Source organism: Vibrio sp. 704 (assembly GCF_033339295.1).
Genome location: NZ_JAWOUH010000023.1, coordinates 1 through 20,219 on the forward strand (window position 1 = coordinate 1; position 20,219 = coordinate 20,219).

At 44.6% G+C, this 20,219-nt stretch carries 17 protein-coding genes and 1 pseudogene; 10 read left to right on the top strand and 8 right to left on the bottom strand.

Annotation, left to right across the window (positions count from 1 at the left end):
• Positions 1 to 549: 549 nt before the first annotated feature.
• The 3 genes from R7R24_RS21130 to R7R24_RS21140 all read left to right on the top strand — a co-directional run bounded on the left by R7R24_RS21130 (position 550) and on the right by R7R24_RS21140 (position 2,363).
• Entirely contained in the window at positions 550 to 882 is a 333-nt protein-coding gene (locus R7R24_RS21130) for a DUF1904 domain-containing protein (protein ID WP_005381768.1), read from the top strand.
• A gap of 12 nt (positions 883 to 894) precedes the next feature.
• Positions 895 to 1,731, top strand: a complete 837-nt coding sequence (mepA, locus tag R7R24_RS21135; RefSeq protein WP_053350233.1) for a penicillin-insensitive murein endopeptidase — start codon at positions 895 to 897, stop codon at positions 1,729 to 1,731.
• Positions 1,732 to 2,054: 323 nt separating this feature from the next.
• The gene (locus R7R24_RS21140; protein ID WP_005381765.1) at positions 2,055 to 2,363 is read left to right on the top strand and encodes a hypothetical protein; all 309 of its coding nucleotides are present in this window, start codon (positions 2,055 to 2,057) and stop codon (positions 2,361 to 2,363) included.
• 42 nt (positions 2,364 to 2,405) lie between these two features.
• Here R7R24_RS21140 and R7R24_RS21145 read toward each other — a convergent pair whose 3' ends face one another.
• The 3 genes from R7R24_RS21145 to rdgC all read right to left on the bottom strand — a co-directional run bounded on the left by R7R24_RS21145 (position 2,406) and on the right by rdgC (position 5,143).
• A complete protein-coding gene (locus R7R24_RS21145; protein ID WP_005381763.1) occupies positions 2,406 to 2,660 on the bottom strand; it encodes a YfhL family 4Fe-4S dicluster ferredoxin in 255 nt (84 codons plus the stop codon).
• A gap of 2 nt (positions 2,661 to 2,662) precedes the next feature.
• A complete protein-coding gene (gene yegQ / locus R7R24_RS21150) occupies positions 2,663 to 4,063 on the bottom strand; it encodes a tRNA 5-hydroxyuridine modification protein YegQ (protein WP_054579023.1) in 1,401 nt (466 codons plus the stop codon).
• 165 nt (positions 4,064 to 4,228) lie between these two features.
• Entirely contained in the window at positions 4,229 to 5,143 is a 915-nt protein-coding gene (rdgC, locus tag R7R24_RS21155) for a recombination-associated protein RdgC (RefSeq protein ID WP_005381753.1), read from the bottom strand.
• Between the two features lie 224 nt (positions 5,144 to 5,367).
• Between rdgC and phoB the strand changes: the two genes are divergently transcribed.
• The 3 genes from phoB to R7R24_RS21170 are packed head-to-tail and all read left to right on the top strand — an operon-like array spanning position 5,368 to position 8,355.
• Positions 5,368 to 6,057, top strand: a complete 690-nt coding sequence (gene phoB / locus R7R24_RS21160) for a phosphate regulon transcriptional regulator PhoB (protein WP_005381752.1) — start codon at positions 5,368 to 5,370, stop codon at positions 6,055 to 6,057.
• A 40-nt stretch (positions 6,058 to 6,097) separates the two neighbouring features.
• A complete protein-coding gene (gene phoR / locus R7R24_RS21165; RefSeq protein ID WP_005383667.1) occupies positions 6,098 to 7,396 on the top strand; it encodes a phosphate regulon sensor histidine kinase PhoR in 1,299 nt (432 codons plus the stop codon).
• Entirely contained in the window at positions 7,396 to 8,355 is a 960-nt protein-coding gene (locus tag R7R24_RS21170) for a PstS family phosphate ABC transporter substrate-binding protein (protein ID WP_054579024.1), read from the top strand. The genes phoR and R7R24_RS21170 overlap by 1 nt, the downstream gene beginning before the upstream one ends.
• A 34-nt stretch (positions 8,356 to 8,389) precedes the next feature.
• Here R7R24_RS21170 and ppx read toward each other — a convergent pair whose 3' ends face one another.
• Entirely contained in the window at positions 8,390 to 9,895 is a 1,506-nt protein-coding gene (gene ppx, locus R7R24_RS21175; RefSeq protein WP_054579025.1) for an exopolyphosphatase, read from the bottom strand.
• Positions 9,879 to 11,969: a polyphosphate kinase 1 gene (gene ppk1, locus R7R24_RS21180; protein ID WP_054579026.1), complete on the bottom strand. Its 2,091-nt coding sequence runs from the start codon at positions 11,967 to 11,969 to the stop codon at positions 9,879 to 9,881. Before ppk1 ends, ppx begins: the two co-directional genes overlap by 17 nt.
• Positions 11,970 to 12,176: 207 nt before the next feature.
• On the opposite strand from ppk1, the gene R7R24_RS21185 reads away from it, so the two are divergent.
• The 4 genes and pseudogenes from R7R24_RS21185 to phoU all read left to right on the top strand — a co-directional run bounded on the left by R7R24_RS21185 (position 12,177) and on the right by phoU (position 17,635).
• Positions 12,177 to 14,381 (top strand): ABC transporter permease subunit, encoded by a 2,205-nt coding sequence (locus tag R7R24_RS21185; protein WP_226083904.1) that lies wholly within the window; start codon positions 12,177 to 12,179, stop codon positions 14,379 to 14,381.
• Positions 14,382 to 15,116: 735 nt separating this feature from the next.
• A pseudogene (gene pstA, locus R7R24_RS30985) lies at positions 15,117 to 16,085 on the top strand (phosphate ABC transporter permease PstA); the annotation flags it as partial.
• A gap of 2 nt (positions 16,086 to 16,087) precedes the next feature.
• Positions 16,088 to 16,906 carry a phosphate ABC transporter ATP-binding protein PstB gene (gene pstB, locus R7R24_RS21195; RefSeq protein ID WP_005381745.1) on the top strand — a complete coding sequence of 273 codons (819 nt, stop codon included), beginning with the start codon at positions 16,088 to 16,090 and terminating at the stop codon, positions 16,904 to 16,906.
• Between the two features lie 30 nt (positions 16,907 to 16,936).
• The gene (gene phoU / locus R7R24_RS21200; RefSeq protein WP_025768856.1) at positions 16,937 to 17,635 is read left to right on the top strand and encodes a phosphate signaling complex protein PhoU; all 699 of its coding nucleotides are present in this window, start codon (positions 16,937 to 16,939) and stop codon (positions 17,633 to 17,635) included.
• A gap of 62 nt (positions 17,636 to 17,697) precedes the next feature.
• On the opposite strand, the gene ppk2 is transcribed toward phoU, so the two are convergent.
• The 3 genes from ppk2 to R7R24_RS21215 all read right to left on the bottom strand — a co-directional run bounded on the left by ppk2 (position 17,698) and on the right by R7R24_RS21215 (position 20,183).
• Positions 17,698 to 18,474, bottom strand: coding sequence for a polyphosphate kinase 2 (gene ppk2, locus R7R24_RS21205; protein ID WP_005381743.1), 777 nt, complete (start codon positions 18,472 to 18,474; stop codon positions 17,698 to 17,700).
• 70 nt (positions 18,475 to 18,544) lie between these two features.
• Positions 18,545 to 19,288, bottom strand: coding sequence for a copper homeostasis protein CutC (locus R7R24_RS21210; RefSeq protein WP_148299889.1), 744 nt, complete (start codon positions 19,286 to 19,288; stop codon positions 18,545 to 18,547).
• Between the two features lie 283 nt (positions 19,289 to 19,571).
• Positions 19,572 to 20,183 carry a peroxiredoxin C gene (locus R7R24_RS21215; protein ID WP_005381738.1) on the bottom strand — a complete coding sequence of 204 codons (612 nt, stop codon included), beginning with the start codon at positions 20,181 to 20,183 and terminating at the stop codon, positions 19,572 to 19,574.
• Positions 20,184 to 20,219 lie beyond the last annotated feature (36 nt).

The following is a 20,219-nucleotide window of genomic DNA, read 5'->3' on the forward strand; positions in this document are numbered from 1 at the left end:
GGGTGTAGCTCCAATTGGCAGAGCAGCGGATTCCAAATCCGCGTGTTGGGAGTTCGAATCTCTCCACCCCTGCCATACTCTAAAGCCTCAGCAGTAATGCTGGGGCTTTTTTGCATCTGAAGAAAAGAGAATCTGACTAGTTGGAGAGCTGTCGATTCCTCTGATACCAAAGTATCGGGGGATTGAAAGTTCATATCTCCGGGATATTGGTCCACTTCACCTATCCCCCATGTTCATAAGCTCTGGCTTAGGTCAGGGGCTCTTTTATTCCTAACGTATAGTTTCGGCGTCAGGTGTATGTTTATCCAACGAATATGGCATACCTTTGCTTCAGATAGTTTTATTTTCTAGTAATGTAATTATTAAATGTTGATGTATCGCTTTGCTCTTTCTGTTTTACCTTCGAATTTTCATAACGCTTTTTCTTCGTTATCGAGCACATCTGATTCACAATCTATTGAAAGGTCAGTGGTTACATTGGCTTGGATGATTACTGACTTGGTTCCTGTTATCATCATGCATTGATGCTAATAATTAGGAAGTAAGTTTATGCCACATTTTCGATTCCGTGCTGTAGAGCCACAAGCTGTTCAGGCATTATCAAAACCCCTTACGGATGAACTTCAGCCTCTAATGGACTGTCCGCGTGAGGATTTTACTTTTGAGTATATCTACACTACGTTTTTCAATGAGGGTGAGGTGAGTGCTGCATATCCTTTTGTCGAAGTACTTTGGTTCGACCGTGGCCAGGAAGTGCAAGATGAAGTTGCCAAGCTTATTACGCAACAAGTGCGCGGTATCGCTGGTGCCGACATTGATGTTGCAGTTATCTTTTCCGCCTTATCTCCTAAAGCTTATTACGATAATGGCGAACACTACTAAAGGTTAAAGGTTATGAGGCTGAGTTTCATTGTAACTTTGGGTTTATGTTTCTCAGCTTCAGTATGTTCTACTCCTTGGGAGTCCGCGGTTAATCCTACCCGAAACTCTTCCTCCTCTATTGGTAGTTATGCTAACGGTTGTTTAGATGGTGCATTACCCTTGCCTCTCGATGGCGTTGGTTATCAAGTCTTACGTAGTAAAACGAAGCGCTACTATGGGCACCCTAAAACGATAGAGTTTATTGAAAATCTGGCGCTTAAAACTCATCAAAATCTCAACACCACTCTGCTAATTGGTGATTTATCTTTACCTAGAGGTGGAAGGTTCTCCTCTGGTCATTCTAGTCATCAAACCGGGTTAGATATAGATATCTGGTTAAGACTTGCTGACCAACCGCTTTCTTATAACGAATTACAACTTCCTAAGCCCATGAGTGTGGTGGATTTAAAAGGTTATTCCATACTTAATCATCGCTGGGAAGAACGGCACTTTAAGCTAATTCGGTACGCTTCAAAAAGTAAGGATGTTGCACGAATTTTTGTACATCCTGTTATTAAGGAGCAACTTTGCTTGCAAGAAAACGGCAAAGATCGTTCTTGGTTACGTAAAGTACGTCCATGGTGGGGGCATCATTACCACTTTCACGTCAGGTTATCTTGTCCTGATTCGAGCGACTATTGTGTTGATCAAGCACCACCTCCAGTAGGTGATGGTTGCGGTGCTGAGCTTGCAAGTTGGGCCCCAAAAGCAAAACCTACTGATACCCCTCAACGGGTAAAAACAACCTCTAAGCCCAAACGAAAAAAAGTCGTTCCACCTCAATGCTTGCCGCTTATCAATCCTAATTAGTGTTACTCTTCAGGTTTATCTGTACTTGGTGATCTCTTTTATGAAACTGGAGAAACATCATACTTTTGTCTACATTGAATAGTACCAATACAAAAACTAACCCAATCAGTTTTGGGGACATATTATAGAAATCTAAATTAAACAAAGAGTTGTAGTATGGGTAAGTTGTAACTTCTCTGTTTAGAAAAAGATCTTTCGTCACGATACTCTGGTTTCTTAGCAATATGTCTGTCAGTTGGCTAAAAAGCGATAACAACGCAGACAAGTGTGTAAGGCAGGGATATACCCTTTTCCTGTTAGAAGAGTAAATCAAGGACAAAACCATGACTATGATTTGTGCAAAAGAATTTGCAGAGTGGTTAAGACACAGATTTAGCAGTGATACTAAAGGAGTCTCTTTGACTCGAGAGGATGTGAATCACCTGACTGGGCGTCAACGCCTTGATCCGGGTTTTGTTAATGATGTGCATTATGAGCTGATGCAATATGGAATGGCTTTCGTTACTGATACGAGCCGAGAAAACTTTTATTTAATACCTGTTTCTCAAGCGGAAAATTGGCGTGAGAGACTAGAGTATCATTTTGAAAAAGAGCTGTTCTGCAATATTATCCCTATTGAAAAATCAGGTTGAGAAAAGGTTCAACTTTGATGCCAAAGTTGAACCTAATTGCTCTTATGCTAACCCTTGAATAATCACGAATTTTTCAAGCAACTGCTCTTCAGTTTCGACATGGTTCGGATCAGTGATTATGCATTTTGTAATTGGACACACTGACTGACAGGTCGGCTTTTCGTAATGCCCCTTACACTCTGTACATAGCGCTGGATCAATTTCGAAAATGCTCTCTCCCATACTGATTGCCCCATTGGGGCATTCGGGATCACACATGTCGCAGTTAATGCATTTATCAGTAATGAGCAAGGCCATGGTTACTTACCAGTCGGGTTACGGGTGTCCTGCCCTGAGTTTAGATTACGCATTAATAGGCCATATTCTAAATCTAGCTCTGCTGGTACTGGAATGAATACAAAGTGACCGTTTCCTTTCGCGTCTTCAATAGACTCTGACTTGCGGTTTTCCATTGCCTCTAGCGTGAAAACAATATTGCCTTTTGGCGTCATTAGTTCAAGGCTATCACCGACAAGAAACTTATTTTTTACTTCTACTTCAGCCATGTCACCACGACGTTTGCCAGTGAATTCACCAACAAACTGTTGAGCATCAGAGACTGAGTAACCGTAATCGTAGTTTTGGTAAGTATCGTGTGTATGACGGCGTAGGAAGCCTTCAGTGTAGCCACGGTGAGCTAGGCTTTCTAGTGTACCCATTAGGCTTTCATCGAATGGTCGACCTGCTACAGCATCATCAATTGCTTTACGATAAACTTGAGCGGTACGTGCGCAGTAGTAGAACGATTTAGTACGACCTTCAATTTTCAATGATTGAACACCCATCTTAGTTAAGCGTTCAACGTGCTGAACCGCACGTAGGTCTTTAGAGTTCATGATGTAAGTACCATGCTCGTCTTCGTAAGCTGCCATTTTTTCTTCTGGACGGTGTGCTTCAGAAAGCAGAACGACTTCATCTGTTGGTTTACCGCGACCAATTGTGGTTTCAGGGCGCTCGTCTTGTACTTCGACAGGCTGTGCTTCAGTCGGGTCGAATTTCTCTACGATATCACCAGCGTCGTTTTCTTTACCCTCTTCAACTTTGTATTCCCAGCGGCATGCGTTAGTGCAAGTGCCTTGGTTAGGGTCACGTTTGTTGATATAGCCAGAAAGTAGGCAACGACCTGAGTAAGCCATGCATAATGCACCGTGAACGAATACTTCAAGCTCAGTTTCAGGGCAATGCTCACGAATTTCTTCGATTTCTTCTAGAGACAGCTCGCGAGAAACGATCACACGTTCCACGCCATTCGCTGCCCAGAACTTAACGGTCGCCCAGTTTACAGCGTTTGCTTGTACAGAAAGGTGAATTGGCATTTCTGGGAAAGCTTCACGAACCATCATAATTAGGCCTGGATCTGACATGATCAATGCGTCAGGACCCATATCTACGATTGGCTTAAGATCACGGATGAAGGTTTTTAGCTTCGAGTTGTGTGGTTGAATGTTACATACCACATAAAGCTTTTTGCCTAGGGCGTGGGCTTCATCGATACCGATTTTTAGGTTCTCGTGGTTAAACTCGTTGTTACGTACGCGAAGGCTGTAGCGAGGTTGGCCAGCGTAAACTGCATCTGCCCCGTAGGCGAATGCGTAACGCATGTTTTTCAGGCTGCCCGCTGGAGATAGTAGCTCAGGCACGAATGCTTTCTCAGTTGTCATTGCTCAATTCTCTTTTATCTGATCACAAGTCAGGCCAATTCCACCTAATGGAAATGGGGCGCAAATTTTACGTCAAAATGTGAACTGTGACTAGGGTAATTGTGCTTCAGATAGAAAAACGCCCTCAAAAAAAGTGAGGGCGTTATGGTTAACCTTTATACAAAATTAAGCGTTAGGATTCGGTAAGCCGCCTAGCGCATCGTATAGGTTGGGAAGGAAAGCACTGAACTCTCCACACATTAGAGAGAAGTCTGCATCAAATCGAGCTGCTTGATCTTCACGTGGAATATCATCGTTTTGATCTTTCAATTCATCAGAGAATTTTAGACGTTTGATGCCTGCATCTTCCGTCATAATGAACTCAATACGATCTTGCCAATTAAGCGCAAGTTTCGTCACGACTTTATCCGCAGCGATGTGGTTGCGGATTTCATCAGTGGTTAGCTCTTGCTTCTTACAGCGAATCACACCACCTTCTTCAAGTACGGATTTTAGCTCAGCTTCGTCCATCATGCTGATACCTTGAGGTGTGTCACCGCTTTTCACCCACTCGGTTAGCGTAGTTTCAATCGCCACTTCTGGAATAGCAGGAACAACAGGTAAACTACCCATGGTTTTACGAAGCAATGCTAATACATCTTCTGCTTTTTTATAGCTGCTTGCATCAACAAGGATAAAACCTTCTTTTGGCATGATGAGCACGTGAGTGTGGCTGCTGCGGCTGAATGCGCGCGGCAGTAAATCCATTACGATGTCATCTTTCAGGTTGTCTTTCTCTTTCTTCTTCAGAGGACGACCTTCTTGCGCTTCCATTGCTTCTACTTTTGCATTCAATGATTCTTTGATCACAGAGGCAGGTAGCATTTTCTCTTCTTTCTTGGCGCAAATCAGAATGCGGTTTTCTGACACGTGAGTCATCATATCGCCATGTCTACCCATTGCACTGACCCAGCCAAATTTCTGTTTGTCTTGACTGCCACACGGGGTGAATCGGAATTCAGACAGCTGAGTTTCTAGTTGTTCGGCGTTAAAAGTAACCTCGCGGTTAACGCGGTATACCAGACAGTTTTTAAACCACATAAATCTTCTCTAGGCTTGATGACAAGGGACTAATCATAGGGAATTTTTGTGCTGATGTCTTAATAGAAATGAAAAATATCCGAATGAACCTCAAAAGAAAGTTATATGAAAATTTGTTTTCAAAGGTCACAAAAGTGTCATAATTGGTAGTGATAATGCTTATGCATAGAGAGGCGCTTTGTCTCTTAAATTCATTAGCTCAACGAACATAAGGTTACTCAATTATGTCTAGAAGGATTCTGGTTGTTGAAGACGAAGCTCCTATTCGCGAAATGCTGTGCTTCGTACTTGAGCAGAAAGGTTACCAAGCGGTAGAAGCGGAAGATTATGATACTGCAGTAACCAAACTGGCTGAACCCTTCCCTGATTTAGTTTTACTGGATTGGATGTTACCAGGCGGTAGTGGCATTAACTTCATCAAACATATGAAGCGAGAGGAATTAACGCGCAACATTCCAGTTGTGATGCTTACCGCTCGTGGTGAAGAAGAAGATAAAGTGCGCGGTTTAGAAGTCGGTGCGGATGACTACATTACTAAGCCATTCTCTCCTAAAGAGTTGGTTGCACGCTTAAAAGCGGTGATTCGTCGCGTTACCCCGACTGCACTAGAAGATGTAATTGATGTACAGGGATTGAAGCTTGACCCTGTATCGCACCGTGTTACGGCTAATGATGCGCCATTAGACATGGGCCCAACAGAATTTAAGATGCTTCATTTTTTCATGACGCATCAAGAACGCGTATACAGTCGTGAGCAGCTATTAAACAATGTTTGGGGCACTAACGTGTATGTCGAAGACCGTACGGTTGATGTTCACATTCGCCGCCTGCGTAAAGCATTGGAAGCTGCAGGGCATGATAAGCTGATCCAAACTGTTCGTGGTGCTGGATACCGCTTCTCGACGAAGGCATAAATTAACACGCAGCTTATCGGTACCATTTCTGGAGTTATGAGTGGTTGAAAGATTAACGTGGAAAAAGCTGGCCTGGGAGCTGGCTTTTTTTTACACCCCATGGGTGATAGTAGGTTGGATATTCGGTTATATGCCGTGGTTGCTTTTGGCTGCTACGGCATTGCAGCTTGTGTGGCATTTGCATAACCAAGTACGTTTATCTTCTTGGTTATGGGATGAAAAACGCCTCACGCCACCATCTGGTAGCGGTAACTGGGAATCTTTGTTCAATGGGTTGTATCGCTTACAACAGCGCCAACGCCGCAAACGAAAAGAGCTTACTAATCTTATTCGTCGATTCAGAAATGGTGCAGAATCGCTACCCGATGCGGTAGTGGTATTCCGTGCTGAAGGCAATATTGTTTGGTGCAACAAGCTGGCTCAGCACTTACTGGGCTTCCATTGGCCAGAAGATTCAGGTCAACCTATCTCGAATCTCATTCGTACACCTGATTTTATCAAGTACCTCAACAAGAAAGACTTTTCTGAGCCATTAGAAATGCGTTCACCACTCAACGTCGAACGCATGCTGGAATTACGTATCGTACCGTATACCGAGGGTGAGCACTTGATGGTAGTGCGTGATGTGAGCCAGTTAAAACAACTTGAGGGAATGCGTCGCAACTTCTTCGCCAACGTATCTCATGAACTACGTACACCAATGACGGTGCTACAAGGTTATCTTGAGATGACAGAAGACCCTGATATGGTCGTAGGTCCAATGTGGAGCAAAGCTCATGGTGTCATGACGGAGCAGCTCAACCGCATGAACAGTTTGGTGAACCAACTACTGACACTATCTAAAATTGAAGCGGCACCTATGCATGAGCTTGAGGAAGTCGTGAATGTGCCCGCGATGCTTGAAGTGTTAGAAAAAGAGGCGGTTAGCCTTAGTGGGGACAACCAACATAAATTGAAATTTGATGTTGATGCTAGCCTACGCGTGCTGGGCGATGATGACCAGTTACGTAGTGCTATCTCTAACCTCGTTTATAACGCCGTCAAATACACACCGCCTGGTGCGAACATTAATGTTCGTTGGTTCCAGACCTCTCAAGGCGCATGCTTAGAGGTGGAAGATAGCGGTGATGGTATTGAACCTCAGCACCTCCATCGACTTACTGAGCGTTTTTATCGCGTCGATAAAGCAAGATCACGCGATACCGGAGGGAGTGGGTTAGGGTTGGCTATTGTGAAACATGCGCTGAGCCACCATGATTCTCATTTGGAAATTCACAGTGAAGTGGGCGTGGGCAGTAAGTTTTCTTTTGTATTGCCTGAACGTTTGGTGGTGAAATAATGGCATTAAGAGTCGCAAAAGTGTTCAGTCTCCTGGCTCTTGCTTGTTCCGGTATGGCTATCGCTCAAGATAAACCATTGCCGAATTATCATAAAACGACTGGGATTGTCGGGAATTTGCTCTCTGTTGGATCCGATACACTTGCAGGCATGACAACACTTTGGGTGGAAGAGTTTAAATCCATTTACCCGAATATTAATGCGCAAGTCCAAGCGTCTGGCTCTTCCACTGCTCCCCCAGCATTGACCGAACAAACAGCTCAGTTTGGTCCCATGAGCCGTCCTATGCGTTTAAGAGAGGTTGAAGCGTTTGAACGTGAACATGGTTACAAGCCAACGGCGCTTAGGGTAGCCATCGATGCTATCGGTATTTTTGTCCATCAAGACAATCCAATTCAAGGGCTCAACTTTAGTCAGTTAGATGCTTTGTTTTCTGCAACTCTGCGCTGTGGTGAAAGTCAATTTGTCACAAACTGGCAGCAACTCGGTCTTGAATCACAGTGGGCAAAGCGAAACGTACAGTTGTTTGGTCGTAACTCCGTTTCTGGAACTTATGGTTACTTCAAAAGCAATGCCTTGTGTGGCGGCGATTTCAAGACTCGAGTTAACGAGCAGCCAGGCTCCGCGTCAGTTGTGCAAGCTGTAGCGTCAACCATCAGTGGAATTGGTTATTCCGGTGTCGGTTATCGAGTGGCAGGCGTGCGCTTAGTCCCTGTGGCTAAAATGGGAAATGACTACGTGACTCCAACGCGAGAACATATTGTTAGTGGTAAGTACCCACTATCACGTTACTTATATGTTTACGTGAATAAGCACCCTGATTACCCATTAACACCAATTGAAGCTGAGTTTATTCGCTTTATCTTTTCTGCTCAGGGACAAGCGTTGGTTGAGAAAGATGGTTATGTGCCCATTACGGCAGACTTTGCAGAAGAAGAGTTAAAAAAAGTCGGCCTGTAAGCCGACTTTTTATTTAGGTATGGACTGTACGAGATCAGAAAGTGAGTGTCCACTTCGCGCTGTCCCAACGTTCTTGTTCTTCCTGTAAATCCGCGTGAAGTAATTTATTGTTTTCTAGCCATGCTTCATCTGTGCATGTGAGAATCCATTCGTCATTTTTGATAGATAAGGTGATATCAGGCAATGGATCTTCATTACGCTGCCCATTTAATACGATAGAAAGTCGTAATATTTTGATGAGGCTTATAACGTCACTCTGTTTATAGAGGTTGAAATCTGGTAGTTCTTGCAATTTGAGCGCTTTACGCTGGAAGCGAGCTAATGTTGCGAGCACTAATTGCTGCTCACGGTTGAAGCCTTGTAGGGTGGAGTGCAACAGAATATAAAAAGAGTGGCGATGGAAACTACGCAAGTTGATACTTAATCCGACTTCATGAAGCAACGCTGCCCACTCTAGTAAGTCAAATAACTCACTCTTTTTCTTAATGCCTAGTTCAGAGCGTACCTGACATAACATCTCACGTGCATGCCCCTTCACACGAGCGGCATGCTCTAAGTCGACCCGGTGCTTGTTGGCTAAATTTTCTGTGGTGCGCATACGAATATCGGAGCGCGCAAAACGCTCTTCCATTTCGTACAACAGGCCTTCGCGTAGAGCACCATCGGAGAAAAACATTTGCTCAATGCGAAGCGCTTTGAAAATCGCGGACAAAATCGCTACGCCTGCTGCGAATACGGGTTTACGTTCTTCTGTTAGACCCGCCAGTTCAATATCTTCAATGGAATCAAATTTACACAGAGTTTCGATCAGTGTATCCAGTCGACTCGCCGTGATCAGGCCATCTTCAAAACCTAATCCTACTAGCACTTCTTGAATCGCTTTGATGGTTCCTGATGAGCCGAGAGCAATATCCCAGCCCTTTTTACGATATGTTGAAGCGATGCACTCGAGTTTTTGTTCGGCCGCTAACATCGCCTTGCTGAAGTTTTTTCCTGACAGTTTGCCGTTTTTAAAGTATTGCTCTGTAAAACTGACGCATCCCATCTGTTTACTGTTGAGAAGCTCAGGCTCAAATTCTTGTCCAATAATCATCTCGGTACTGCCGCCTCCGATATCGATGACTAGTTTGGAGTTGGATTCTACTTGAGTGTGCGCGACGCCTAAGTAAATCAGGCGGGCTTCTTCTTCTCCAGGGATAATTTCTATCGGGAAAGGCATCACTTCTTTCGCACGCTCAATGAAAAGGTGGGCATTTTTAGCGCGTCTTAGTGTGTGTGTGGCGGCGATACGTACATTTGACTCATCAAGCCCTTGCAGCCTCTCAGCGAACATGGCTAAGCATTCTAGCGCACGCTCCATTGCGGCGTGACTTAAGTTCAATTCACTGTCGAGTCCTGATGCTAAGCGAACACGTTGTTTATGACGACTAACCAGTTGTAGGTCACTGCCGACAACTTTGGCCACCACCATATGGAAACTGTTTGAGCCGAGGTCTATCGCGGCAATGTAGCGAGTATCTTGTTCAAGAATTTGAGGCATCTGAATTTTGTTTTCTAGTTTGCTTTTCTATATTTTTAAGATAGTCATAGATAGCGATTTGAGAGCGAACTTTTTTGCGATTACCTCGTGGTACGTAAGCGTTACTCATTTCTTTATCTATCAAACGAGCCTTTACTGTATCGGTAAAATGGATATTCGTTATATCAATAATTCTCTGTTTCAAACGTGGATCACGGACTGGTACTGCTACCTCGATACGGTGATCAATATTTCTTGTCATCCAGTCTGCGGAGGAGATATAAACTTGCGGATCGCCATCATTGTGGGTGATCACCACGCGAGGGTGCTCAAGAAAGCGGTCAACGATACTGATGATGCGAATATTGTCGCTGATCCCCTCAATGCCCGGTACTAATGAGCACATACCTCGAATGATCATGTTTATTTTTACACCGGAAGTACTTGCTCCATAAAGCTTATTGACGATGCCTTTATCGACTAGGTTATTGACCTTGATCGTAAGAGCGGCTTTTTTCCCTAGCTTGGCATTCGCAATTTCATTATCAATTAAGCGGTAGATTTGGGTTCGAGAATTACGAGGAGATACCATAAGGTGATTGAACTTCACTGGTCGGTATGGATTCTCAATGTAACCGAAGACATTACGGACTTCATTAGTGATTTCTTGATCTGCCGTAAGCAGGGAGAAGTCGGTATAAATTCGTGCCGTCTTCTCATGGAAGTTGCCTGTGCCGATGTGTGCGTAGCGAATAATTTCTTCACCTTCGCGGCGGCTAATCATCAGTAGCTTTGAGTGAATCTTAAGACCAGGCGCACCAAAGATGACGTGCACACCCGCTTCGGTTAATACTTTTGACCATTCGATATTGGCTTCTTCATCAAAGCGAGCTTGCAGTTCGACGACCACAGTGACATTTTTGCCGTTGTGCACCGCATCAATTAAAGAGTTCATCAAGCGAGAATCTTTCGCGACGCGATAAATGTTAATCTTGATACTAAGTACTTTGGGATCGAAGGAGGCTTGGCGCACTAACTCACTAATGTGGTCAAAAGTGTGGTAGGGATAATAGAGCAGAATATCTTTCGCTTTAATCGCGTCAAAGCTGTTGGCATAACCTTCGAAATCGGCACATTTCATTGGCGGGAGAGGTTTATTTTCAAGATATTCTCGTCCAACATTTGGAAAGCCGATGAAGTCTTTAAAGTTGTGATAGCGTCCGCCGGGGATAAGGTTATCGTAGTTAGAGATATTAAGTTTGTTACACAGAAACTCTAACATTTGAGGCGGCATATCGCGTTCGTAGACGAAGCGAACGGGCTTTGCTGTCAGTCGCTGATTGACACCCTCTGACATTTGTTCAAGCAAGCTGTACTCGATTTCATTGCGTAAATCGTATTCAGCGTCACGCGTCATTTTCATCGCATAGCCGCTAAGCTCATCATAATCAAAAAAGCCTTTGAACAGCTCGTCCAAACAGTGGCGGATAATATTATCAAGTAAGATGATGGTTTTTCGACGCTTTCCTTTCTGTTCTGGTACCATCACAAAGCGGGGAAGGTGATCGGTCGGAATTTCGATCAGAGCGTACTGGTAATGTTCTTCTTTACGCAGTTCTACGGCGATGTAAGCGTACTCGTCTTTGAGAAATTGCAGAACATCGATCTCGTCTTTCATTAGGAGGGGAGTGATATGCGGCATTACCTCTCTACGGAAGTATTTCGCGATCCACTTTTGTTGCGATTCATCCAGTTGTTGCTCGTTGACCAAGAAAATGCGACGTCGCGCCATTTCTCGAATCAACTCGCTGTAAAGCTCATCAAATTGTTCGTTAAGCTTTAGTGCTTTCGACTGCATTTTGGTTAACAGTCGTTTAGGGCTATCACTGCCACCGCGCTCTTGGCTGATTAGGATTCTGCGCTTCACGTCCGCAAAGCGTACTTTGTAAAATTCATCTAAATTGTTGGAAAAGATCCCAAGAAAGCGAATACGTTCGATCAAAGGGACGGTTTTATCGGCAGCTTCTTGTAATACTCGTTCGTTGAAAGACAACCAACTCAGTTCTTTTTCTATATATAGTTTTTCTGCGCTCATAACCTTACCTAGCCAAAAGTGAAGTATTACGTACTCATCTTGGAAAAATGGATGAGTGAGAACATTATGAGATTTTCATTACAGATTTATTTCATACCACGCATTGCATAAGAGTTGTATTCTTTTCAGGTGTTTAATGTGATCTGTAATATAATTGTCATCTTAACGACATATTCTAGTACTAAGTCAAAAAAGGTAGAGATTTAAATGGCACAAGCCGAGTTTTCATTGCAGGAAAAAGATAAGAAACGACTGATAAAAGATCGTTTAGTTCGACTTGCAGTGACATCCGGTGGTGTCGGCGTACTCGCGGCGCTTGTTTTGATCTTTGTCTACCTCGCCATGGTGATCATTCCGCTTTTTTCTGATGCGGAGATCAAAACCAACCAAGCCATTCGAGCCACTCATATTGAAACACCACTTGCGATTTCAGTGGATGATTACGCTCAGCTCGCGTTCGTTCTAACCCAAAGTGGTGAGATTCAATATTTGTCGATGGACGATCCTACGAAACCTGCGGTGTATACACAGCAAATCGTCCAGAAACCCGTCGCTTTCTCTCAATCTGCTCCTGGGCTAGGTTGGTATGGATTTGTTGATGGGCAGGGTAAAGCGAACCTTTTCAAGCCAGAATTTAATGCCACATTGAGAGAAAATACACGTCCTCCGGAAGTGATTGAGCTAGACACCAGCATGGATCTGACACTAAGTACGCCTCAAGATCCTGTGACTCAGTTTGTATTTGCAGCTTCGACGCCCTTACCAACGGTTGTTTGGCAGACGCAAAGTGGTGAAGTGAAAGCTCGCTGGCAAGTGGCTTCGTCTTTGGGTACGTCTCCTACAACGATTGATTTTACGTTCTCTTCAGGTTTTGATACGCCTCAGCAAATGTTATTGACACCTGACGGTGAAACGCTTTATTTGCGCGATGGCTCTGAGTTGATCGTGTTAAAGAAAACCGCACGTAAATTTGCTGTGCGAGAGGTGGTCGATCTCACTCAAGGTGATAAGAAGCATTCCGTTCGTACGATAGACTTATTGGCTGGTGCTTACTCGCTTTTGGTGACGCACAACGATGGTCGGGTGTCGCAATGGTTTGATACGCTGCAAGAAGAAAAACGCACGTTAACGCATATTCGTGATTTTAAATTGGCATCAGAGCTTAAGTATTTGTTGCCGGATTCTCATCGAAAAGGATTTTATAGCTTTTACACCAACGGCACGTTGCAAAGCCATTATACAACCAGTGAAAAACTGGTGTTGTTTAAGCGTGCGTACAATCAAGCGCCCGCAATCGCAGCAATGTCTAACAATGAACGCTACTTAATCACTTGGCAAAATAATGCGTTAAATGTTGCGGAAGTGGACAATGCCTATCCGGAAATTTCATTGTCTTCATTATGGCAAGAAGTGTGGTACGAAGGGTATCCTGAGCCTGAATTTGTGTGGCAATCGACTTCGGCGAGCGATAACTTTGAGGCTAAGTTCAGCCTAGTACCTATTGCGTTTGGAACGATAAAAGCGGCGATGTTTGCGATGCTGTTTTCAGTACCGCTCGCAGTGCTAGGTGCTATTTATACGGCTTACTTTATGTCGCCACGCATGCGTCGTGTAGTAAAACCGTCGATTGAGCTAATGGAAGCACTGCCGACGGTGATCATAGGTTTCCTCGCGGGATTGTGGTTCGCGCCTATTGTCGAAGATCATTTGATTACGATCGTCGTTATGCTGTTTGTTTTGCCTTTGAGCACCATGATTATGGGCGGGCTATGGGCATTAATACCGCAACCTTTGCGGAATCGTCTGCCTAATGGTTGGCATGCTTTAGTGCTCATGCCTGTCATATTGGTACTGATTGGGCTTGGAGTGTGGATTTCGCCTACGATTGAGCAGACGTTCTTTGGTGGCGATATGCGCTTATTCTTAACCGAGCATGGTATTGGTTACGATCAACGCAATGCATTGGTGGTGGGGTTAGCGATGGGGTTTGCTGTTATCCCGACGATTTTTACCATTGCCGAAGATGCCATTTTCTCTGTACCGAAGCATTTATCGGATGGCTCTTTGGCATTAGGGGCCACGCCTTGGCAAACTTTAATCTATGTTGTCTTGCTTACTGCAAGCCCAGGTATTTTTTCTGCCATTATGATGGGCCTGGGACGCGCTGTTGGCGAAACCATGATTGTGTTAATGGCAACGGGCAATACGCCATTAATGGATTGGAATATTTTGGAAGGATTGCGCAGCCTGTCGGCGACCATCGCCGTTGAGTTGCCAGAGTCGGAAGTTGGAAGTTCGCATTATCGCCTGCTGTTCCTAGCTGCATTGATTTTATTTGTGTTTACGTTTGCAGTAAACGCGCTTGCGGAGTGGGTTCGTCAGAGACTGAGAGATAAGTACCGTGCGTTGTAATAATGGTTTGAATAAAGAGCGAGTAATAACGTGTTAAATTGGATTCGTTCTGGCGCACCGTGGATATGGCTAACAGGCGGTGCAGTCAGCATCAGTTTGTTGTCGGTATTAGGGTTGTTACTCCTTATCGGCTGGAAAGGCCTGACTTACTTTTGGCCAGCGCCTTTGTATCAGTGGAATGTTGCAGCGCTGACTCCTGTACAAGGCGAAGTGCTACATGAAAATACTATTCTGATTGGTCAAGTGTATGAGCGCAGCTTTGTACCGAAGAGTTATTTGCCTGAAAGCGCAGCACAACAGTTAGAAGACGATGAAGATTTTGCCACGCGACTCAGTATCAAAATCGCTAACCGAGAGTTGTATCCCGCCGATTTTATCTCCGTATTGCAAATGCAGTTGGATGAGCCCACGACGCCAAAAGAGTGGGCGGTGATAGAGCGCAGTAGCGGTGGTTATTTCTTTGGTAAGCTGGTGGCGTTTCAAGATGGCGATAATATATACACCAGTGATATTCAATCGATACTAAATAAAAAGCTTGATGATGCAGAAACTCTGCGCCATGAGATTGATTCTTTGGTGGTCGATCAGCTTAAAGAGCTTGGTTGGAAGCTAGAGCAGTTGCGATTAGAAAAGCGCAAGCATGAATTGAATGACACGCTGACAGAAAGCTTCTTAAAGGAAAATCAGACGAAAAAAGAGCAGATAGAAAAAGCGCTTGCGACGTTAGATTTGCAACTTGATGGTTTACGACTTCAGCTCTCTGACTATGCCTTGATTGCCGAGGATATGACGGGGTCACAAGTATCGATTCCGCTCGAAGATATTTTGGACTACTGGTATCCAAACCAAATGTCACTGCCTGATAAAGTCATGCATTGGGGAAAACAGGTTTGGAAGTTTTTATCTGAAGATCCAAGAGAGTCTAACTCCGAAGGAGGCGTGTTCCCTGCGATATTTGGTACGGTTTTCTTAGTACTCATCATGTCGATCATTGTGATGCCACTCGGGGTGATCGCCGCTATCTATCTACATGAATACGCTAAGAATAACGCTCTAACCAGAGTTATTCGTATTGCGGTTATAAACCTAGCGGGTGTTCCATCGATTGTTTATGGCGTGTTTGGTTTAGGTTTCTTCGTTTATACGATTGGTGCCTCTATCGACAACGTATTCTATGCGGAGAAGCTACCGGCACCAACCTTTGGTACGCCGGGTTTGTTATGGTCAGCACTAACTCTTGCCGTGCTGACGCTTCCAGTTGTGATTGTGACGACAGAAGAAGGTTTAACTCGAATTCCGAGCTCCGTACGACATGGCTCTCTGGCACTTGGTGCAACTCAGTTCGAAACACTATGGCGTGTGGTTTTACCTATGGCGACGCCAGCTATTATCACAGGTTTGATCCTTGCGATTGCACGTGCAGCTGGCGAAGTAGCGCCACTGATGCTGGTGGGGGTCGTGAAATTGGCATCCAGTTTACCGGTTGACGGACAATTCCCTTATGTGCATTTGGATAGAAAGTTCATGCATTTAGGTTTTCACATTTACGATGTTGGCTTTCAAACCTCCAACATCGAAGCGGCGCGACCATTAGTTTATGCCACCTCTTTCTTACTCGTGACAGTGATTGTCGGGCTAAACTTAACAGCAATCAGTATTCGCAATAATTTACGAGAAAAATACAGAACGTTAGGACAAGATTAAGTATGTTTAATTTTGATAGTACATTAGGTTATGAGCCACCATTGGATGTTCATAATTTAACGGATGAACAAACAGCCATCTCAATCGAGAACCTTAATCTGTTCTATGGTCAAACTCAGGCGCTGCATGATATTTCGATGCGAATTCCCAAAGGGCGAGTCACCGCTTTTATCGGTCCTTCAGGGTGTGGAAAGTCGACGTTATTACGTTGCATCAATCGCATGAACGACTTAGTGGAAGGGTGTCGAGTCACAGGCAAAGTGCGTCTCCATGGCAAGAATGTTTATCATCCTAATGTCGATGTTGCGACACTTCGACGCCGAGTGGGGATGGTGTTTCAAAGACCCAATCCATTTCCTAAGTCTATTTATGAAAATGTAGTTTATGGCTTACGCTTACAAGGTGTAAAAAACAGCCGCAGTTTAGATGACGCAGTGGAGCGATCCTTGCGCTCGGCGGCGTTGTGGGATGAGGTAAAAGACCGCTTGCATGAGAACGCATTTGGTTTATCTGGTGGTCAGCAACAGCGCTTGGTCATTGCGCGTGCGGTGGCGATTGAGCCGGAAGTCCTGTTATTGGACGAGCCAACATCAGCGTTGGATCCAATCTCAACTTTAACTATTGAAGAGCTTATCAATGAGCTGAAGACTCAATATACTGTCGTTATCGTTACCCATAACATGCAACAAGCGGCGAGAGTGAGCGATCATACTGCATTCATTCATATGGGTAAGTTAATTGAATACTCTGACGCGGACTCGATCTTCACTTCGCCAATGAAGAAACAGACCGAAGATTACATTACGGGTCGCTACGGTTAAGTCGCGACTCTATACGGAATAAGGAACATCATGCACTTTGGACGTCATATTTCAGGACAATTTAACGTAGAGCTAGAATCGATTCGTACTCATGTATTAACCATGGGTGGCTTGGTAGAACAGCAGCTTTCGTATGCTATTCAAGCCTTGCATAAAGAAGACATCGAACTGGCGCGTAAGGTTGTGCGTGACGATCATAAAGTGAATGCGATGGAAGTCTCGATCGATGACGCCTGTACACGCATTATTGCTAAGCGTCAGCCAACGGCAAAAGACTTGCGCTTAATCATGGCTATCATCAAAACGATCACGGATTTAGAACGCATCGGTGATGTGGCGACACGCATTGCTTACGTTGCCATTGAAAGCCCATCATCAAAAGAACGACAATTCCAAGTGTCGTTAGAGCCTCTCTGCCGTCAGGCAATTAATATGCTGCATCAGGTTTTAGACGCGTTTGCCCGTATGGATGTAGAAGCGGCAGCAGAGGTGCACAAACAAGATGACAAACTAGACGCCGCGTATGAAGCGGTGATTCGTCAGTTGATGACTTACATGATGGAAGATCCAAAAAATATCCCTAATATTCTGCAAGTGATGTGGTCTGCACGCGCGATTGAACGCGTGGGGGACCGCTGCCAGAACATCTGTGAATACATTATTTACTTTGTGAAAGGGAAAGATGTACGCCACCTAGGTGATCAAAGTATTGATGACGTACTGAAGTAACTGACTTCAACAAATAGACCAGCTTTTAGGCTGGCCTATTTATTAGAGAGAAGGAAAGCACGTCAATATTTATCAGGAACGAAGGTCTGATCATCAATGGGCGCTCTGACGTAACCTTCTTTATTGAGTTCAGGTAATTCGATGGGTGAGTACTCAAGTGCTTTGTAGTCAATCTGGCTTAGTAAATGACTGATACAGTTCAAGCGCGCTTTCTTTTTGTCATCAGAAGGGACGACCCACCAAGGGCAGTTTTTCGTGTCTGTATAGGCAAACATCTTATCTTTTGCTTCCGAATACTCCGCCCAGCGATGACGTGACTCTAAATCCATTGGGCTGAATTTCCAACGTTTGATCGGCGTATTAATTCGACCTAGAAAACGTTTTTCCTGCTCTTCGTCTGAAACCGAAAACCAATACTTAATCAGAATAATCCCAGATCGTTGCAACATTCTCTCGAATTCAGGGCAAGAGCGTAAAAACTCCTCGTATTCGTCTGGAGTACAGAACCCCATGACTTTTTCGACACCTGCTCGGTTATACCAACTTCGGTCAAATAAAACGATTTCACCAGCAGATGGTAAATGAGCGACGTAACGTTGGAAGTACCATTGCGTTTTTTCTTTTTCTGTCGGTGCAGGCAGAGCCACTACGCGACAAACACGCGGGTTTAGCTTTTCTGTAATTCGCTTTATCACTCCGCCTTTGCCCGCAGCATCACGTCCTTCAAACAGAACCACCACTTTTAACCCTTTGTGTTTGACCCACTCTTGAAGTTTTACGAGCTCAACTTGAAGGTTTTTGAGCTCCTTTTCGTATTCCTTTTTCTTCAATTTAGACATACACATTTCCTCACTCCTTGATAAACAATATGTTAGCACTCAAAAGCTATGCGCGTGAGGTTACGGTGGTCTATTTGAGAGCTGCTACGACATCGGTAATGGCTTGTGTACTTGTGATGGGGATTAAAAAATCATCGACATCGGATGCGCCCATTTTGCTTTGTTCAGCAACAAAGGTCATTTGGCTAGGGCGTGTGGTTTTGCCTGACAGATGGATTTCAGGAACTTGAGTGTCTTCTACTAGCTCACGTACGTTACTCGCATTAACGCCAGCACCCGCCATGATTGCTATGCGTCCTTGGGCTTGCTTAACCAAAGCTCTAAGCACATCGATCCCTTGTGGTGCTGAAGGCGCAAGACCGGAGGTTAAAATACGTTCACAACCTAAGCTGATCACTTCTTCCAAAGCTTTTTCAGCGTCACGACACTGGTCAAAGGAACGATGGAAGGTCACGCCTAAGCCAAGCGCTTGAGCAAATTCACACAGCGCAGCCGCGTAAGGCATATGAATATCACCGTCTTGAGTGAGCACGCCGAACACGACACCGCTCAAGCCTGATTGGTGAGCTGCTTCAATATCCCAACGCATCATTTCGATCTCTTCTTCATTGTAGAAGAAGTCACCTTGGCGTGGGCGGATCATGGCATAAACTGGAACACTAGAAAGCTTAGCCGCTTGCTGCATAAAGCCATAACTGGGTGTTAGTCCGCCTAAAGCCAAAGAGGAGCAAAGTTCAATCCGAGTGGCGCCGCCAGCAATGGCGTAGTGCAGAGATTCAATATTATCAATACAGACTTCTAGGTGAGTAACCACGTTCATTCATCCTGCTAACGTTACAAATAAGTGTTGTGGCTAAGATATTAACAGGGCCAGTAAGCAGAATCTGTATGGAGGGGATGATAAATAGAGGTAAAGTTTACGCTAAAGCGTTACCTCATTTTGGCGGTTTATCTGAAGGAAAAAGAAAGCCCAGAGCAGAGGCTCTGGGCTTTGATAGGACTTTACTTAGACTGATTGGCGTTTGCGGTTTTCCGCATTAGCTTATTGCTTTATATACATCCAACCATCACACCCGTTGAGCTAGGGTGAAGGTCTATTATTTTTTGCCTAGGTCAGCTGCGTGCTCAGATAGGAACGCTGCAACACCTTTTGGAGATGCGTCCATACCTGCTTTACCTTCTTCCCATTGTGCAGGACATACTTCGCCGTGCTTCTGGTGGAAGTTAAGAGCGTCAACCATGCGTAGCATTTCGTCGATGTTACGGCCTAGTGGTAGGTCGTTAACTACTTGGTGACGTACAACGCCTTCTTCGTCGATTAGGAAAGAACCACGGAAAGCAACGCCTGCTTCTGGGTGCTCAACGTCGTAAGCTTTACAGATTTCGTGCTTAACGTCAGCAACTAGTGGGTACTTAACTTGACCGATACCGCCATCTTCGATAGCAGTGTTACGCCATGCGTTGTGAGAGAACTGAGAATCGATAGAAACACCGATTACTTCAACACCTTTAGCTTGGAAGTCAGCTAGACGGTTGTCGAATGCGATTAGCTCAGATGGGCAAACGAAAGTGAAATCTAGTGGGTAGAAGAATACTACTGCTTTCTTACCTTTAGTGAACTCTGCAAAGTTGAAGTTTTCAACGATTTCACCGTTACCTAGAACAGCTGCTGCAGTAAAATCAGGGGCTTGACGACCTACTAGTACCATTTTTTTGCTCCTAAAAAGTATGGTTAGCTCCAAACC

What these genes read in the sequence shown, in the direction of transcription:
- R7R24_RS21130 (WP_005381768.1), top strand. Translation starts at nt 550, where the DNA reads ATGCCACATTTTCGATTCCGTGCTGTAGAGCCACAAGCTGTTCAGGCA.
- mepA (WP_053350233.1), top strand. Translation starts at nt 895, where the DNA reads ATGAGGCTGAGTTTCATTGTAACTTTGGGTTTATGTTTCTCAGCTTCA.
- R7R24_RS21140 (WP_005381765.1), top strand. Translation starts at nt 2,055, where the DNA reads ATGACTATGATTTGTGCAAAAGAATTTGCAGAGTGGTTAAGACACAGA.
- R7R24_RS21145 (WP_005381763.1), bottom strand. Translation starts at nt 2,660, where the DNA reads ATGGCCTTGCTCATTACTGATAAATGCATTAACTGCGACATGTGTGAT.
- yegQ (WP_054579023.1), bottom strand. Translation starts at nt 4,063, where the DNA reads ATGACAACTGAGAAAGCATTCGTGCCTGAGCTACTATCTCCAGCGGGC.
- rdgC (WP_005381753.1), bottom strand. Translation starts at nt 5,143, where the DNA reads ATGTGGTTTAAAAACTGTCTGGTATACCGCGTTAACCGCGAGGTTACT.
- phoB (WP_005381752.1), top strand. Translation starts at nt 5,368, where the DNA reads ATGTCTAGAAGGATTCTGGTTGTTGAAGACGAAGCTCCTATTCGCGAA.
- R7R24_RS21170 (WP_054579024.1), top strand. Translation starts at nt 7,396, where the DNA reads ATGGCATTAAGAGTCGCAAAAGTGTTCAGTCTCCTGGCTCTTGCTTGT.
- ppx (WP_054579025.1), bottom strand. Translation starts at nt 9,895, where the DNA reads ATGCCTCAAATTCTTGAACAAGATACTCGCTACATTGCCGCGATAGAC.
- ppk1 (WP_054579026.1), bottom strand. Translation starts at nt 11,969, where the DNA reads ATGAGCGCAGAAAAACTATATATAGAAAAAGAACTGAGTTGGTTGTCT.
- R7R24_RS21185 (WP_226083904.1), top strand. Translation starts at nt 12,177, where the DNA reads ATGGCACAAGCCGAGTTTTCATTGCAGGAAAAAGATAAGAAACGACTG.
- pstB (WP_005381745.1), top strand. Translation starts at nt 16,088, where the DNA reads ATGTTTAATTTTGATAGTACATTAGGTTATGAGCCACCATTGGATGTT.
- phoU (WP_025768856.1), top strand. Translation starts at nt 16,937, where the DNA reads ATGCACTTTGGACGTCATATTTCAGGACAATTTAACGTAGAGCTAGAA.
- ppk2 (WP_005381743.1), bottom strand. Translation starts at nt 18,474, where the DNA reads ATGTCTAAATTGAAGAAAAAGGAATACGAAAAGGAGCTCAAAAACCTT.
- R7R24_RS21215 (WP_005381738.1), bottom strand. Translation starts at nt 20,183, where the DNA reads ATGGTACTAGTAGGTCGTCAAGCCCCTGATTTTACTGCAGCAGCTGTT.